Here is a 13,949-nt window from a genome sequence, read left to right on the forward strand (position 1 = left end):
AGCGACGCCGGGAGCAGCCGGTGCTGGATCTCCGCGGCCAGACTCAGCGGCTTGGTCCGGCGGCCCCACTGGTACACGTCGGTGAAGGACCGGTTGGCGATGATCAGATACGCCAGCGCGTGCGCGGTCTCGCCGATCTCCCGCATCGCCTCCCCGTCCGGCGCCGCGGGCAGGAACAGTTCGAGGAGCCCGATGGCGTCCCCCCGGTTGGTCACCGGGGCGACGATCCGCACCAGCGCGCCTTCGCCCTTGTCCTCCACGCCCGGCCGCTGGGTGCGGATCACGTCGTCGTACAGGGTGCCCCGCAGCGGGATGCGCCGGGCGGGCTCATCGGTATCAACGCTGCCCGCCGCCCCCAGCCGTACGACCGAACTGCCGGTGAAGTCGGTGATCAGGAACGACACCGACACCGCCCCGAGGCGCTCCTGGAGCATGCGCGCGACCACATCGAGCGACTCCACCGGCGCCGCGGCCTCCGCCGCCGCCAGCGTCCCCGCCAACGTCATCGCCCTGCCCCGGCCACTCCCGCCCCGGGGAAGTCGAGAGACCCGCCCACCATCCGGCCCTCCTACAGTCACAGCGACTCCTCCATTGCTCGATGACGCTCAGGACTTCGCCCGGAAAGACGCGGAAGACCAGTACCGATCCCGGTACCCGGACAGGTCACATTGCACCCACCGGGCCCGACTTCTGCCCGCAAACACCGTTACTAGGCGGCTGCGAGAAGGATGGCCGTGCAGTGCGCGGTGAAGGCGGCGGTCAGGGCGTGAAAGACCTCGTGGAAGCCGAACCAGGCCGGTGAGAGGTCCGGGCACTTGAGTCCGTAGACGACGGCGCCCGCGGTGCAGAGCAGACCGCCGGCGATGACGAGTCCGACGACCGCGGTGCCGCCGGTGCGCGCGAAGTCGGGCAGATTGAAGACGGCCACCCAGCCCAGCGCGATGTAACACGGGGTGTACAGCCAGCGGGGGCCCCGATCCACAGGACGCGGAAGGCGACCCCGGCCAGCGCGCCCGCCCACACCACCGTCAGCAGCACCTTCGGTTGGCCTTCGGGCAGCAGCAGTACCGCCAGCGGGGTGTAGGTGCCTGCGATGATCAAAAAATGTTCGCGTGGTCCAGCCGCCGCAGAACCGCCTCCCCGCGCGGACCCCACGTCCCGCGGTGGTAGACCGCGCTGGTACCGAACAGCAGACAGACCGACACCGCGCAGACCGCCACCGTCGCGCCCGTGCGCGAAACGGCGATCAGGACGATCCCGCCGACCAGAGACAGGGGGAACACCCCGGCGTGCAGCCAGCCGCGCAACCTCGGCTTCAGCGCAGCCGCCGCCCGCTCCACCCCGCCTTCCAGGCCGGTAGCGGCAGTCAGCCGGCCTGTTGCGACGGGAGACGCATCCATCGCCGGGATTCACAGGGCGTCGGGCGGGTTGCTCGGGCCGGGCTGGGGCTCCCGTCCGTGGGACGGCGGCTCAGTGTCTTCGGCGATCATGCGCTCATATTCTTGAAATGGCGGAAGCGTGCGGCCGGGCGCGGCATCGCGGACCGCGTATCAGGTGGCGGCTGTGTGCAGGGCTGCGCTACGGCGGTGTTCGGCGTTGATGCGCTGGGCTTCCTCGAGCTGGTCCTCAAGGGCGATGATGCGGCACGCGGCCTCGATCGGGGTCCCCTGGTCGACGAGTTCCCGGGCGCGTGCGGCGATGCGCAGCTGGTAGCGGGAGTAGCGGCGGTGTCCGCCCGCGGAGCGCAGCGGGGTGATGAGGCGGTGTTCGCCGATGGCGCGCAGGAAACCCTGCGTGGTGCCGAGCATCTCGGCGGCCCGGCCCATGGTGTAGGCGGGGTAATCGTCGTCGTCGAGACGGCCGAAGGAATCGTCTGCTGTCATCTGACCTCTCTGTAAAACGCGTGGAGGGGAACGCGTGGAGGGCCCTGGCGCCGTGCGGCACCAGGGCCCGAAGGAACTGCTTCACCATCGGCCGGCCCTGTTACTGCGCCGGCCTTCTGTCTGCGCACACCCGACCGAACTGCTGCCGGGGATGCTGGGATCGCGGTTGCTCGACCGGAGACCACCTCACTATCGATGTCCTGCGGTACCCGGACTCAACAAGCCGCCCGGGCGATCCTGATGGCGCCCAATTCCTCCGTTCATTCCCTCAATGCTGGTACTGCTCTACTGCGTACTGCTGGTAATGCGATCTGCTCCACGGCCTGTCACAGCGCCACACTTCGACAGCCAGCCCGTCGCCCGTCCTGCGTCTGCTCTGGCTTGGAACCCCACTGCCGAACCTCCCGGTGCGCGCGCCCGCAGCCGACGCCTTCACCGAGGTACCGCTCACTGACTGCACTGCTGGGTACTGCGAACTTCACTCACTGGTACTGCTCACGGCGGCCCCTGATCACTGCGGGCCACCCGGTCCGGTCGTCAGTCCCGTCACCGTCCTACAACCCTGGCTCCGGAACTCCACCACCGCACCGTCCTGCGAACTGCAACTACGTACTGCTGCCCGGCAGTTCGTGCCTGCCAGGCCCTGCTGTCCCTCTGGGCTACGAGAGAAACCATAACCACACCACCGCCCAATGTCTACTCCAGCCAACACAGGTTTTCTGCGTGTCCGACGGGAAGGTAATCGGCCATCGAGCAGCGATAAGGGCGCCAGATGGAGTCCGCCCGGGCCGAGGAAGGCTGAGGGGGCCAGCCGGAGACCGGTCGGCGCACGCGTGACGCGTCGCGGTCTTCGTTGAACCGCGCGCCCCCGGCCGGATCCCAAGGGATGCCAGGCTGCCCGCCCTTTGGGACCCGTGGGCTGTCTGGGGCAGGCCGTCATGGCAAGGCGACGGGCCAGGGGGGCGCGCTGTCTGCTACTAGGGGTGGCGACTGGTGGCGTGTCCACCGGGGCCGTCGGACAGGGCGATGCGGGCCGTGATGCGCTTGCCGACCGGCTCCTGCTCGGTGAACAGGTCTTCGGCGACAGCCTTGACGATCTCCAGGCCGTGCTGGCCGATCCGGTCGGGATCGGCGGCCCGGGCAGCGGGCACGGTGGGGTCGCTGTCCCACACGACAACATCCACGGCGCGGGCATTGATGCACAGTTCCAGCAGGACAGGGCCGGGAGCGTACTTGCGGGCGTTGGTGACCAGCTCGCTGACCACCAGCTGGGTGAGGTCCCTCGCACGAGCGGGCACGGGCAGGCGATGGCCGGTCCGGGCCTTCTCGAGGAAGGCGACAGCGTGGTGGCGGGCTTCGGCGATGCAGCCGTCGTACCCGCTCAGGGCGTAGCCGGCGCGCATCAAATATCCGTTCGCGGCCCCACAGCCGTCACCGTCGGCATCGGCATGGGCTCCCACTGGCCTCGCCCCCATTCCCCGTACACGAGTGCGCGAGTACCCGCCCTCCCTGCATACATGGCAGAGGCACGTTGTTCGGCAGGCACCCGAGTGCATTCCGCCTGGGCGGTGGGGCAGAATCATCCACGCACGCCCTGCCCGGGCCAGCCTAGGCCTGTCCCGTAGCTGCTGGTCAGGTGCAGGGGTGGTGTTTCGGCGGGAGGGACGGGGTGTCGTGTTGTCTCTTCGGCGGAGGTGCCGGGATGCCGTCGGTGATGGGGTTGCTGGAGGAGCGTGAACGCGCCGCTCGGCAGCGGGTGGAGGCTCTCCAGGCCGAGCTGCGGGAGGCCGAGGCGGTGTGGGAGCGGTTCGTGATCGCCCGTGAGACGGTGGGCGAGGTTCTGGCGGAGCCCCGCGGAGGCGAGGACGTGGCGCCGGTCGTGGTGGCCGGTGAACGGCCGGTGCGGGTCAGGCAGGCGGTGCCCGGCCAGTGGTGCCGCACTGGGAGGAAGGGCTCGCCCCGGCGGTTCTCGCGCCGGACTACCAGCGGATCGTGGACGTCCTGGCCGGCAGGAACGGGATGCGCGGGGCGGTGATGGACTGTCGTCAGCTCGCGGCCGCCCTCGGGCTGGAGCCGGTTCCGGCGAAGGTGGAAGGGGTGCGGTCGAAAGCCAAGCGGCTGGCCGCGCGGGGCTGGCTGGCTGGCGGAGGAACGGCCGGGGCTGTTCAGCGTGCCCGCCGGGCGAGGCGGCGGCTCATGACCATGCTCATCGCCCACTTGATCACCGCCTCCGAGGTGTCGGTGCGCGTCTCGTAGTCGCGGGCCGGCCGGCGTGAGTGCATCAGCCACGCGAATGTGCGCTCCACCAGCCACCTCTTCGGCAGCACGGTGAAACCGCTGTGTCGTCGCTGCGTCTGACCACGGTCAGCGCGATCCGCCAGGCGTCGCGGGCGAGGTCGACCAGACGCCCGGTGTAGCCGCTGTCGGCCCACACTCGCGTGATGCGCCAGTGCCGTTCACGCAGCCGGGCCAGAAGTGTCTGTCCCACCTCCCGGTCGGTGACCGAGGCCGCGGTGACCATCACGGCCAGCAGCAGTCCGAGGGTGTCCACCACGATGTGCCGCTTGGGGCCGTTGACCTTCTTCCCGCCGCCGAAGCCCCTGGTCGCAGCCGGCACCGATGCGGCTGCCTTCACCGACTGCGCGTCGATGACGGCTGCGGTCGGCTCCGTATCCCGGCCCGCGGCCTGGCGGACTCTCTCGCGCAGCCGGTCGTGGAACTCGGCGGTCAGGCCCTTGTCCCGCCAGCGTCGGAAGAAGGCGCAGACGCGGTCCCATGCGGGGAAGTCCGCAGGCATCGCCCGCCAGGTGATGCCGCCCGCGACCAGGTAGCGCACCGCGCCGAACATCTGCCGGTGGCAATAGCTCTCCAGCTGCCCGCCGCGGCCCTCCAGCCAGCCGGGCACCGGCAGCACGTCACGTACGACGGCCCACTCCGCGTCGCTCATGTCCGACGGATACTTCGGTCGCCTGTACGGCCGGTCCCCGGCGTTCCCGAACCGGTGAGCGAGACAATCACACGCCAGAGACACCGAGTTGGACGCCATCGACGCCGGCACGGAAGACTGCAGCATCAGGGGCCTCCTGTTGCTCGGTTGGATTCGACACCCACGAGCTGTGCGGGAGACCCCGCTTTCATGCTCGGCCAGCCAGAAGATCACCCGACCGAGTCGACGATCTCGAACTCACGCCCACCAAGATCGATAGAGCAACAGCTTCTCACCGCAACTGGGCTGAGACATCACAGTCTCCAGTGAGCTTCGGCTGACCGTCACCGAGCACCGGGCCCGCCGACCTGACGTTCGGCGGGCCCGCAACAGTCAGGTCCCCGAGCGCAGCTGGTCCAGTTCGCTGCCGATCGCTTCCCGCAGCACGTCATGCTGCGGACCGAGCCTGAACCGGTTGTCGCTCCACCGTTCACGCGGATAGAGCCACACCGGCTTGCCCACCACATCGGTCGGCTCCCACTCGAACCGCGGCCAGACATGCGCATGCAAGAACGGGTCCGTGTTTCCCAGGATCTCCAGGTTGACCCGGCGGAAAGCCGGGTCCAGCCGCTGACAGGCACGCTCGACCGCTTCACCGAGCTGGTCCATGTCAGACAGGAACGACAGTCGCTTCGCCCTCGGCAGGTCCGACAGCCGCCGCACATCCGGCTCGTCCACGATCAGAACCGAGTAACCCGGCAGGAACTGAACATCCCCGATCACCGCGAACCCCGACGTCAACCGCCGCAGCACGGCCGGGTTCTCGCCCCTCAGCGCAGCCCCGATCCGGTCCATCCGCCAGTCACCAGTCATGGCCAGAACCTACATTCTGGTGATCAAGGACCGCTTTTCGATCCCTACCCTCCTCACACAGTTCAAAGACCAAACAAGTGGGGCGAGGAGCGGCCCCGGCCGTTTTCAAGGATCCCCATCAAGGAGACGGATACTGCGGCTTAGCGTTCGATTCGGCAGTATTACCGGCGGGAACCCGGCGCCGGTCGTGCATCTGCCGGGTGCGGGACTGTAAAACGAACGGGTCTGTTCCGTAGTCGGCGGTGACGGTGAGTGCCCACCTGTGATCATTGAGTGTGCATGATGCGAACGCGCTTGTAGGAACGGTGTTTTCGGGGTTGTCGGCGTTGGTCATCGAGGATGTGGTCGACGGTGGCGCCGAGGTCGTCCAGGAGCTGGTCGACAACGGCCGCGGCCTCGCTGGCCCGATCATCCCACCACAGGTGCTCGGTCGGCATGCAACGCACGGCGCGGGGTGGACGTGGCCGTCGCTGGTGGTGACCCACAGAGTGTGGTGCACGACGACCGAGGCGAGTTCCGCGCCGTCGGCCGGAAAAGACAGCGATGCGTAGAACCGCCGCACCTGCTTGCCGTCGTCGCCGGGGATGCGCAGGATGGGCATGTCGGTGAGCGGGTCGATGAAGAACGCCTCCGCCTAGGAATCCTGGGCAAGGACCGCATGGGCGGCAACTGACTGCGAAAGACGGATGCTCCGGCCCAGCTGGCGGCTGGTCAGGCATGCGCGTGACGTGGTGCAGTCGCCCTCCGTGATGCGGCGTGGTGTGCAGGAGTATTTGAACCTGCGGTCTTGAGACGCCGCAGCCACAGGGAGGCCGCGAGCAGAAGACCGGTGAAGACGGCCATGAGGAGGGCGGACACCCACATCTGCCGGCTCCCGGGAGACTGCCAACCGGTCCAGGCAGTCGATGCCGCCCACAGCAGGACGCCTGCCATGTAGAAGGCGCGAACCCGGCGCAGCTGCCGCACGGCCCGCAGGGACATGACGCGATCAGTCTTGAATGCCATGCCGGCCCGTATACCCCGGTGGACGCTGTTCAGCGGTTCGGGTTCATCCCTGTTGTTTCGCTGGTTCGGTCACCTCGGCTCCTGCTGCTGAGGGCGTCCTTCGAAGTCGCGTCGTGCTGCCGCACCTTGGTCTTCGATGAGCCCTGCATCGTTAGGCAGGTCTAGAACGGTGCCGCAGTGGTTGCACAGTTTCCCGTCTTCGGCCGGCGTACCGCACGCCTTGCAGAACCGGTTGCCCTTCTCGTTTTCAGTGTTCTGACTCATGGCTCTCCGGGTCGGGGTGGACGGTGAGGGATGCGGAGTACCCATGACGTCGGTGTTGATGCGCCAAGGGTTTGCAGATCATCAACGTGTTGCTCCCCGTTCCGGAGCTCGTTGACGTGGTACGCGCATCCCGGACGAGACCTGCGGCGAACTCGCCGCGAAGTTCGCAGTGTTGTTCTCGCATCTGGACGAGCGGCAGGGCGACTGCTTATGGCTGCCGAGGCCCGGGGGCTGGGGCATGGGGCGGTGCCAGGGCAGTCGCGCGGGCGGCTGCGGTGAGTGAGACGACGGTCCGCAAGGGTGTGTCCGAGCTGAAGGCCGGAGAGGAACCGTTGGGCCGGGTGCGGCGGCCGGGCGGGGGCCGAAAGCGGGTCGCGGACCAAATCGTGTCTCATAGGTCGGGTAGTCAGTTGATCGGACATACCTGTTCGATCAACACTCCAGCCGCATTCGTGACCTGCCATAGGGTGAGGCTGTGAGGGCGGGCAGGCTGACGGGGCCGTTTACGGCTGGAAGTGCTCCGACATCAGTCGGCTGACCCATTCCGGCTGCTTTATGTTCACCGCGCGGAACTCCGCCATCGTCGGCTTCAGGTCGATGACCGGGGTGGCGGAGACCGCGTCGAGGCCCACCACCGTCAGTTCGCGGCCGTGGACGGATTCGATGGCGCAGCACGTTACCCCGATGCGGTTCGGTCTGCGGGGGCCGCGGCCGGCGAAGACACCGACGGGCGGGAGGTCGGAGCGACCGCGGCAGGGGCGGGGTTCGCGGTAGTCGTCGTGTTCCGGGAACCGGTCGAAGATGAAGAGGATCTCCACGTGGGAGAAGCCCTCCAGACCCTGGAGGCACGCCTCGCCGAAGCGCTCGTCGAGGGTGATCGTGCTACGGACGGCATCCCAGTTGTCCGTGTGCTGGACGTCCGTTCGGTTGTTCCGGACCGTACCTATCGGTGTGACCTCGAAGCTTGGCATGACAAGGTTCTATCGCTTTGGTCGGCGTCGTGCCCGGATGAGGACGGCGGCGAGGTGGAGTGCCTCTGGTGGGCGAGGGCGAGTTCGTCGCGCCGTGTGACCGGACCGCGCCACCGCTTGAGGCGGTTGATGCAGCGTTCGACGGTGTTGCGCCGCTTGCATGCCTCGGCGTCGGAGCCCGGTGGGCGCCCTCCTGGACGGCCCCGCCACATGCGGTGCCCGATCCTGGTCCGAGGGCTGCGCAACGACGGCGCTGATCCCTGTCGTCGCAGGTGGCGGCGGATCACGCGGGAGGAGTAGGCGCGGTCGGCCAGGACTGTGGCAGGGCTGGTGCGGGGCCGGTCCGGTCCTGTTCGGGGCACACGGATGCCGGCCATGACGGCTTCGAAGGCCGGAGCATCACCGGCCCGGCCCGGTGTGACGGCGAAGGCGATCGGGCGTGCGCAGCCGTCCGCGGCCAGGTGGACCTTGGTGTTCAGCCCGCCGCGAGAGCGCCCGAGTGCGTGATGGTCCGGCTCGTCACGGCCTGCGGCCCCCCTTTTTTGCATGCTCCGGCGGCGTGCTGGTGCGCCCGCACGACCGTGGAGTCCACCGACACGGTCCAGTCCAAGCCCTCATCAGCGTCGGCCGCCGCCAACACGTCCCGATCCCCCGCCGCTGGGCCGCGAGTTGCCTGCTCAGGTACCGCGGAGTGTGGCCGGATAGATTGATCGAGGACGGGCAGACAAGCACGCGAAGCTCTTGGCGACATGATGATCTCGGTCGGGAACCCGCATACCCGGAGCTTCGTCATTCCGCGGGAGTGTCCGAGTCGCGATCAGCACCTTGAGGTTGGAAAACGCTCATGGTCCGGGCAACGGGCAGCGCGCCCCCAGTCACGCACGGGCGGGCGGAGCTGTGATCGGCGGGCCGCTGACAGTACGCGCAGGGCTCAATGGGCGTGGGTCTCCGTGCGGGTGCTCGTGGATCCAGAACAGCCCATCCATGTCGAGACGGTGGCGGGTGGGGTTGTCCGGCAGTGGACCGCTGACGGTGATCTGGTGTTCACGAGCGGCTCGTTCCAGGTGGACCACACCCGATCTGGGCACCGGCCTGGGCCAGTTGCTGGAGAACGGACGGAACAACGCCAGCATGTCGCAGGTGTTCGTGGTCATCTTCCTGATCCTGCTGGTCGGGATCGTCATCGATCCGCTGATCTTCAGTCCGCTGGAGCGGCGGGTGCTGCGCAGCCGGGGCCTGCTGGTCACCCGCTGAACGAACGGTCCGAGCGACGCGGGATGCGCGCCCCGTCCCGCCGCACGATCCTCGGACCGGGCAGGCCGTCGGGCAGCACCCGGAACGCCCCGTCGGCCGCACGGCACGGAAGTCTCGGCGATCGAGAGCGAGCCCGGCGTCGGTGTCGCGGTGCCCGGCGCGCACGGGCTGGGCGACCTCAGGTGATTGTCCGTGACTTCGGGAACGGCGATGCGGCCTCGACGCGACCGGTGACGAATGTCGTCCCACCGCGCCGAGTGCCGCTTCACGGCCAGATACTCTCAGCCCCGTCCCCGTCCCCGTCCCCGTCCCCGGGCCGCGGGCGCGGAGCTGGCGCCGGGCCCGTGCTGCCCCGCGGGACGAGTTCCACCGGCAGGACCACGTGTCGCTCCCGGTGCGCCTCGGGGTCCTGGATCACGCGGTGGGCCAGCTCCGCCGCCGCCTCGCCCAGTCGGCGGGCCGGCTGGGCCATCGTGGACAGGTCCCACGGCTCGGCCATCGCGTGACCGTCGAAGCCGAGGATCGACATCCGGTGCGGGACCGGGACGTTGACGCCGCGCAGCACCGTGAGAAGCCTGAAGGCGATGTCGTCCGTCTCGGCGAAGATCGCCGTGGGGGGCTCCGCGAGACTGAGCAGCCGCCCCATCGCCGCTTCCAGGCTCGGCCCCTGCCAGTGGGCGACCTGGCAGACGAGGTCGTCGTCCCGGTCGATGCCTGCCTCGGCCAGGGCCGCACGGTACCCGTCGAGGCGGTCTCTGCTGCTCCAGCGGAAACCCGAGGGGTCCGCGGGCTCCAGGTAGGCGATGCGCCGGTGGCCGAGGTTGAGCAGGTAACGGGTGCCGCGCCGGGCGGCCTCCACGTCGTCGACGTAGACGCCGGCCCTGCCCTGTTCGTGCTGACTGACGAAGACCAGGGGCATGCCCAGGTCGTCCAGACGCGCCCGCTCCTCGGGGGAGAGCGCGAAGCTGACGACGAGCAGGGCGTCGGCGTTGCGGCGGGCCGGCAGACGGTCGAAGAACTGGGCGCGTTGCTCGGCGGTGGTGACGCTGTAGACCAGCATGTCCAGGCCGGCCGCGTTGAGCGCGGGAGCCATACCGGCGAGCGCCGCGCCCAGGAACCAGGAGTCGAGGTTGGGTACGAGCACGGCGACCCGGCCCGTGCGCCCCGTGACCAGACTGGACGCGCTGCGCGAGATCGCGAACGACAGCTCGCGCGCCGCCTCTTCCACGCGCGCCCGGGTCGCGGGGGACACCGTTGACAGACCGCGCAGGGTTCGCGAGACGGTCGAGGGAGACACTCCGGCCCGCTGTGCGACATCGGCCAGCGTGGCCCCCTTCTCAACGGCTTCACCGACCATGTGCGGGACGCTAACACAACGGCCGCCTCACCGGGTCAGGTGGGATGACAGCGCTGTCATTGAGGTTCCCTCAGTAATTACATTGTTGTGACCGTTGACACGCGATCCGGCCACTCCTACGGTGACAGCGCTGTCATCAGGCAGTCCGAGAGAGGAGGAGTACGCCATGTCCCTGCACCGCAGAACACTGCTGACGGGCGCCCTGAGCGCCGCCGCGGCGGGTCTGCTGGCCGGATGCGGAGGAAAGGACCTCGACGGCCTGCTCGCGCAGGCCGCGACCGTTCCCCGGAAGTCGGCCCGGCTGACCTGGTGGGTCTCCGAGATCCCCTCGCGGCGGGGCGCCGTCGTCGCGGATCTGATCATCCGTGCCTTCGAGCGGCGGCATCCCCGTATCCGTGTCTCGAAGATCAACGCGCTGTCCACCTCGGACGGCAACCGCAGCGCCATCGCCACCCAGCTCGCCGGCGGCTCCCCTCAGCCCGACGTGTACCTGGGCGACACGACGTGGCCCGCGCAGTTCGGTCACTCCTCGCTCGCGCTGCCGGTGGAGACGCTGCTCCCGCGCGACTTCTGGGACGCCTACCCGGCGGCCCTGCGTAACGGCTCCACGTATCAGGGCAAGGTCTACGCGGTGCCGTTCTTCACCGACAGCACCTACCTCTTCTACCGCAAGGACCTCCTCGCCAAGCACGGGCTGCGCGTTCCCCGCAGCTGGGAGGAACTGCTGCACACCTCCCGCACGGTGCAGCGGGCCGGTGACACGGAGGCCGGGTTCCTGTGGCAGGCGGCGGTGACCGAGTCGCTGACGGCCAACGTCACCGAGTTCCTCGCCGACGCGGGCGCCGCCGTCCTGGACGGGCGGGGCAGGGCCGTACTGGGCGGCGCGGAGGCGGAACGGGCGTTCTCGCTGATGGCCGAGTTCACCGCCCGCGGGGTCACGCCCCGCACCGTGGCCACGTATCAGGAATCGGACTCGCAGGACGCCTTCGTCAACGGCCGCGGACTGTTCCTGCGCAACTGGTCGTACGCCTGGGTCAACGCGAGCAACCCCAAGGTCTCCCGCGTCGCCGGGAAGGTCGGGGCCACGCTGCGTCCGGGCTTCGAGGGCACCGGCCGCTCCGGCGTCTCCTGCGCCGGAGGCTGGAGCAATTTCGTCAACCCCAGCTCCCAGGCACTGGGCGCCGCCATGGAGTTCGCCCGGTTCTGCGCCGGGGACGAGGTGCAGCGCCTCCTCGCCCGGGAAGCCGGTGTCATCCCCGCGATGACCTCCGTGCTCGACGGTCCGGAGGCGCGCGCCGCCGGCGACCCGACCGTCTTGCGCGCCGCCGACCTGCGACTCGTCGCCCGGCCCGTGCAGACCCCGTACTACCCGCAGGTCAGCAAGGCGCTGTACACCCCGGCGAACGCGGTCGTGCGCGGCGACCTCTCCCCCGCGGCCGGCGTCCGCGCCGCACGCGAGGGGCTGCGTACGGCCCTGGAAGGAAAAGCGCTGTGAGTTCCGTACCGCACACGAAGAGGGCGGGGACGCCGCCGAAGGGCGAGGGTGGCGGTGTGCGCGCCGATGCCTCGCGGAAGTCCCCGGGGAGCACGCCCCCGGGCTCCGCGGCCCGCCGTCGCGCCCGTGCCGGGTGGCTGTTCGCCTCCCCCGCACTTGTGGTCGTCGCCGCGGTGACGGTGTTTCCCGTCGTCTTCTCGGTGGTGCTGTCGTTCTGCGAGGTCCGGCTCGAGTACGGCGGCCTGCGGTTCGGCTCGCCCACCCTCGCCCACTACGAGGCGCTCCTGACGCACTCCGAGTGGTACCGGGCCCTGGCGTTCACGCTGGGCTTCACCATCGTCTCGGTCTTCATCGAGCTGGTTCTCGGAACGCTGACGGCGCTCGTCCTGGAGCGGCTCGGCGCCGCCCGCGGCTGGATCCTGGCCCTGCTTCTGCTGCCCTGGGCGCTGATCAACGTGATTGCCGCACAGCTGTGGTCGTACCTGTTCAACGGGACCTATGGCGCGGTGAGCTGGCTGTGTGAGCAGCTGTTCGGCACCCAACCCGACATTCTCGGGCAGCCGGTGCCCGCGATGGCGGCGATGGTCGCCGTCGACGTGTGGAAGACGACGCCGTTCGTCGCCATCGTCGTTCTCGCCGGTCTGATGCTCATCCCGGGGGACGTCTACGAGGCCGCCGAAATCGACGGCGCCAAGGCGTGGACCACGTTCTGGAGGGTCACACTGCCGCAGCTGCGGCCCATAATCGCCATCGCGGTCCTCTTCCGCATCCTCCAGGCGTTCGGGATCTTCGACCTGCCGTTCGTGCTGACCCAGGGCGGCCCGGGCACGGCCACCCAGTCGGTGGCGATCCTCGGGTACCGGATCCTCTTCCAGAATCTCGACTTCGGAGGCGGCGCCGCCGTCGCGGTCACCACCGCTGCCATTGTCCTGGGCTGCTGCCTGCTGTTCCTGCGCGTCTTCCGCGCTCACGTCGACGAAGGAGGCCGGGCATGAGCCGCCGCGTCCCGCGCACGGGCGTGCGCCGTTACGTCAATGTCGTCAACCTCGGCGGGCTGCTGATCGCCGTCTGCGCCACGCTGCCCCTGTTCTGGATGGCGTCCGCCTCCCTGAAGGGGCCCGGCGAGATCAGCGCGACGCCGCCCTCCCTGCTGCCGAAGGACCTCACCCTCAGCAACTACGAGACCGCGTTCACCCGCAACGGGATCGGCCACTACTTCCTCAACAGCGTCGTCGTGGCCTGTCTGTCCACCGTGCTGATCCTGTCCCTGGCGTTCTTCGCCGGGTACGCCCTCGCCCGGCTGCCGCTGCGCGGTCGCGGGGCCGTCATGACGGCGCTGCTGATGCTGTCGGTCTTCCCGCCGATCGCCCTGCTCGTACCGCTGTTCCTGATGGAGCGCCAGGCCGGGCTGCTCAACAGCTATCCGGGTCTGGTCATCCCGTACGTGGCGCTGAATCTGCCGTTCGCGATCTGGATCATGCGCAACTACCTCAGCGGGATTCCGGGCGAGCTGGAGGAGGCCGCCGTCGTCGACGGCGCCGGCCCCCTGCGTACCGCCCTGACGGTGATCCTGCCGCTGGCCCGGCCGGGGCTGTTCACGGCCGGTGTGTTCTCCTTCACCGCGACCTGGTCGGAGTTCCTGCTCGCGCTCACGTTCAACGGCTCCGACGACCGCCGCACCGTCTCCGTCGGCATCGCGCTGTTCACCAGCCAGTACCAGGTCCCGTACGGCGTGATCTTCGCCGGCGCGATGGTGGCCACCGTGCCGATCGCGGTCCTGGTGCTGATCTTCCGCCGGTCGGTCGTCTCCGGCATGACCACCGGCGCCGTGAAGGGCTGAGCGGCCCCGCACGAAGCCCTGTTCCCGGGTGACGGCCGGATCCGGCCGTTCCCTCCGCCTGTCCGTACACCCGCACCCCAC

The 13,949-nt window shown here is 69.2% G+C and carries 14 protein-coding genes and 5 pseudogenes; 8 read left to right on the top strand and 11 right to left on the bottom strand.

Features of this window, described 5'->3' with window-relative positions:
• The 4 genes and pseudogenes from ACFWVE_RS02770 to ACFWVE_RS02785 all read right to left on the bottom strand — a co-directional run.
• Positions 1-506: pseudogene (locus tag ACFWVE_RS02770) on the bottom strand (serine/threonine-protein phosphatase); the annotation flags it as partial.
• A gap of 203 nt (positions 507-709) precedes the next feature.
• Positions 710-1,400, bottom strand: a pseudogene (locus tag ACFWVE_RS02775) (hemolysin III family protein).
• A gap of 150 nt (positions 1,401-1,550) precedes the next feature.
• Positions 1,551-1,883 carry a MerR family transcriptional regulator gene (locus tag ACFWVE_RS02780; protein WP_384007582.1) on the bottom strand — a complete coding sequence of 111 codons (333 nt, stop codon included), beginning with the start codon at positions 1,881-1,883 and terminating at the stop codon, positions 1,551-1,553.
• A 977-nt stretch (positions 1,884-2,860) separates the two neighbouring features.
• Positions 2,861-3,286 (bottom strand): ATP-binding protein, encoded by a 426-nt coding sequence (locus ACFWVE_RS02785; RefSeq protein WP_384007583.1) that lies wholly within the window; start codon positions 3,284-3,286, stop codon positions 2,861-2,863.
• A 299-nt stretch (positions 3,287-3,585) separates the two neighbouring features.
• Here ACFWVE_RS02785 and ACFWVE_RS02790 point away from each other — a divergent pair, with 299 nt between their 5' ends.
• Both ACFWVE_RS02790 and ACFWVE_RS02795 read left to right on the top strand, forming a co-directional pair.
• The gene (locus ACFWVE_RS02790; RefSeq protein WP_384007585.1) at positions 3,586-3,918 is read left to right on the top strand and encodes a hypothetical protein; all 333 of its coding nucleotides are present in this window, start codon (positions 3,586-3,588) and stop codon (positions 3,916-3,918) included.
• On the top strand, positions 3,813-4,139 hold the full coding sequence (locus ACFWVE_RS02795) for a hypothetical protein (RefSeq protein WP_384007784.1): 327 nt from the start codon (positions 3,813-3,815) through the stop codon (positions 4,137-4,139). Before ACFWVE_RS02790 ends, ACFWVE_RS02795 begins: the two co-directional genes overlap by 106 nt.
• On the opposite strand, the gene ACFWVE_RS02800 is transcribed toward ACFWVE_RS02795, so the two are convergent.
• The 4 genes from ACFWVE_RS02800 to ACFWVE_RS02815 form a co-directional block, all read right to left on the bottom strand.
• The gene (locus ACFWVE_RS02800) at positions 4,049-4,264 is read right to left on the bottom strand and encodes a transposase (protein ID WP_384007772.1); all 216 of its coding nucleotides are present in this window, start codon (positions 4,262-4,264) and stop codon (positions 4,049-4,051) included. The genes ACFWVE_RS02795 and ACFWVE_RS02800 overlap by 91 nt on opposite strands.
• Positions 4,165-4,830, bottom strand: a complete 666-nt coding sequence (locus tag ACFWVE_RS02805) for an IS5 family transposase (protein ID WP_384007587.1) — start codon at positions 4,828-4,830, stop codon at positions 4,165-4,167. Before ACFWVE_RS02805 ends, ACFWVE_RS02800 begins: the two co-directional genes overlap by 100 nt.
• A gap of 372 nt (positions 4,831-5,202) precedes the next feature.
• On the bottom strand, positions 5,203-5,682 hold the full coding sequence (locus ACFWVE_RS02810) for an HIT family protein (protein ID WP_384007589.1): 480 nt from the start codon (positions 5,680-5,682) through the stop codon (positions 5,203-5,205).
• Positions 5,683-5,948: 266 nt separating this feature from the next.
• A complete protein-coding gene (locus ACFWVE_RS02815; protein ID WP_384007591.1) occupies positions 5,949-6,119 on the bottom strand; it encodes a hypothetical protein in 171 nt (56 codons plus the stop codon).
• A 53-nt stretch (positions 6,120-6,172) separates the two neighbouring features.
• Here ACFWVE_RS02815 and ACFWVE_RS02820 point away from each other — a divergent pair, with 53 nt between their 5' ends.
• Both ACFWVE_RS02820 and ACFWVE_RS02825 read left to right on the top strand, forming a co-directional pair.
• On the top strand, positions 6,173-6,355 hold the full coding sequence (locus ACFWVE_RS02820; RefSeq protein WP_384007593.1) for a hypothetical protein: 183 nt from the start codon (positions 6,173-6,175) through the stop codon (positions 6,353-6,355).
• A gap of 723 nt (positions 6,356-7,078) precedes the next feature.
• A pseudogene (locus tag ACFWVE_RS02825) lies at positions 7,079-7,331 on the top strand (ISAzo13 family transposase); the annotation flags it as partial.
• A gap of 123 nt (positions 7,332-7,454) precedes the next feature.
• Here ACFWVE_RS02825 and ACFWVE_RS02830 read toward each other — a convergent pair.
• Both ACFWVE_RS02830 and ACFWVE_RS02835 read right to left on the bottom strand, forming a co-directional pair.
• Positions 7,455-7,922, bottom strand: a complete 468-nt coding sequence (locus ACFWVE_RS02830; protein WP_384007594.1) for an SAM-dependent methyltransferase — start codon at positions 7,920-7,922, stop codon at positions 7,455-7,457.
• A gap of 9 nt (positions 7,923-7,931) precedes the next feature.
• Positions 7,932-8,562 (bottom strand): annotated as a pseudogene (locus ACFWVE_RS02835) (IS5 family transposase); the annotation flags it as partial.
• Positions 8,563-8,993: 431 nt separating this feature from the next.
• Between ACFWVE_RS02835 and ACFWVE_RS02840 the strand changes: the two are divergent.
• A pseudogene (locus tag ACFWVE_RS02840) lies at positions 8,994-9,176 on the top strand (ABC transporter permease); the annotation flags it as partial.
• A gap of 265 nt (positions 9,177-9,441) precedes the next feature.
• Here ACFWVE_RS02840 and ACFWVE_RS02845 read toward each other — a convergent pair.
• Positions 9,442-10,533 (bottom strand): LacI family DNA-binding transcriptional regulator, encoded by a 1,092-nt coding sequence (locus ACFWVE_RS02845; RefSeq protein ID WP_384007596.1) that lies wholly within the window; start codon positions 10,531-10,533, stop codon positions 9,442-9,444.
• Between the two features lie 166 nt (positions 10,534-10,699).
• Here ACFWVE_RS02845 and ACFWVE_RS02850 point away from each other — a divergent pair, with 166 nt between their 5' ends.
• From ACFWVE_RS02850 to ACFWVE_RS02860, 3 genes are read left to right on the top strand one after another with little or no spacing between them, the layout of a single operon-like run.
• On the top strand, positions 10,700-12,028 hold the full coding sequence (locus tag ACFWVE_RS02850) for an extracellular solute-binding protein (protein ID WP_384007598.1): 1,329 nt from the start codon (positions 10,700-10,702) through the stop codon (positions 12,026-12,028).
• Entirely contained in the window at positions 12,025-13,023 is a 999-nt protein-coding gene (locus ACFWVE_RS02855; RefSeq protein ID WP_384007600.1) for a carbohydrate ABC transporter permease, read from the top strand. Before ACFWVE_RS02850 ends, ACFWVE_RS02855 begins: the two co-directional genes overlap by 4 nt.
• Positions 13,020-13,868, top strand: coding sequence for a carbohydrate ABC transporter permease (locus ACFWVE_RS02860; RefSeq protein WP_384007602.1), 849 nt, complete (start codon positions 13,020-13,022; stop codon positions 13,866-13,868). The genes ACFWVE_RS02855 and ACFWVE_RS02860 overlap by 4 nt, the downstream gene beginning before the upstream one ends.
• The last annotated feature ends 81 nt before the right edge of the window (positions 13,869-13,949 follow it).

The organism is Streptomyces sp. NPDC058632 (assembly GCF_042717095.1).
Lineage (GTDB): Bacteria > Actinomycetota > Actinomycetes > Streptomycetales > Streptomycetaceae > Streptomyces.

Bases quoted from the DNA above. Each gene is read 5' to 3' on its own strand.
- ACFWVE_RS02850 (WP_384007598.1), top strand. From the start codon at position 10,700: ATGTCCCTGCACCGCAGAACACTGCTGACGGGCGCCCTGAGCGCCGCC.
- ACFWVE_RS02780 (WP_384007582.1), bottom strand. From the start codon at position 1,883: ATGACAGCAGACGATTCCTTCGGCCGTCTCGACGACGACGATTACCCC.
- ACFWVE_RS02830 (WP_384007594.1), bottom strand. From the start codon at position 7,922: ATGCCAAGCTTCGAGGTCACACCGATAGGTACGGTCCGGAACAACCGA.
- ACFWVE_RS02790 (WP_384007585.1), top strand. From the start codon at position 3,586: ATGCCGTCGGTGATGGGGTTGCTGGAGGAGCGTGAACGCGCCGCTCGG.
- ACFWVE_RS02815 (WP_384007591.1), bottom strand. From the start codon at position 6,119: ATGCCGACCGAGCACCTGTGGTGGGATGATCGGGCCAGCGAGGCCGCG.
- ACFWVE_RS02845 (WP_384007596.1), bottom strand. From the start codon at position 10,533: ATGGTCGGTGAAGCCGTTGAGAAGGGGGCCACGCTGGCCGATGTCGCA.
- ACFWVE_RS02805 (WP_384007587.1), bottom strand. From the start codon at position 4,830: ATGAGCGACGCGGAGTGGGCCGTCGTACGTGACGTGCTGCCGGTGCCC.
- ACFWVE_RS02810 (WP_384007589.1), bottom strand. From the start codon at position 5,682: ATGACTGGTGACTGGCGGATGGACCGGATCGGGGCTGCGCTGAGGGGC.
- ACFWVE_RS02785 (WP_384007583.1), bottom strand. From the start codon at position 3,286: ATGCGCGCCGGCTACGCCCTGAGCGGGTACGACGGCTGCATCGCCGAA.
- ACFWVE_RS02860 (WP_384007602.1), top strand. From the start codon at position 13,020: ATGAGCCGCCGCGTCCCGCGCACGGGCGTGCGCCGTTACGTCAATGTC.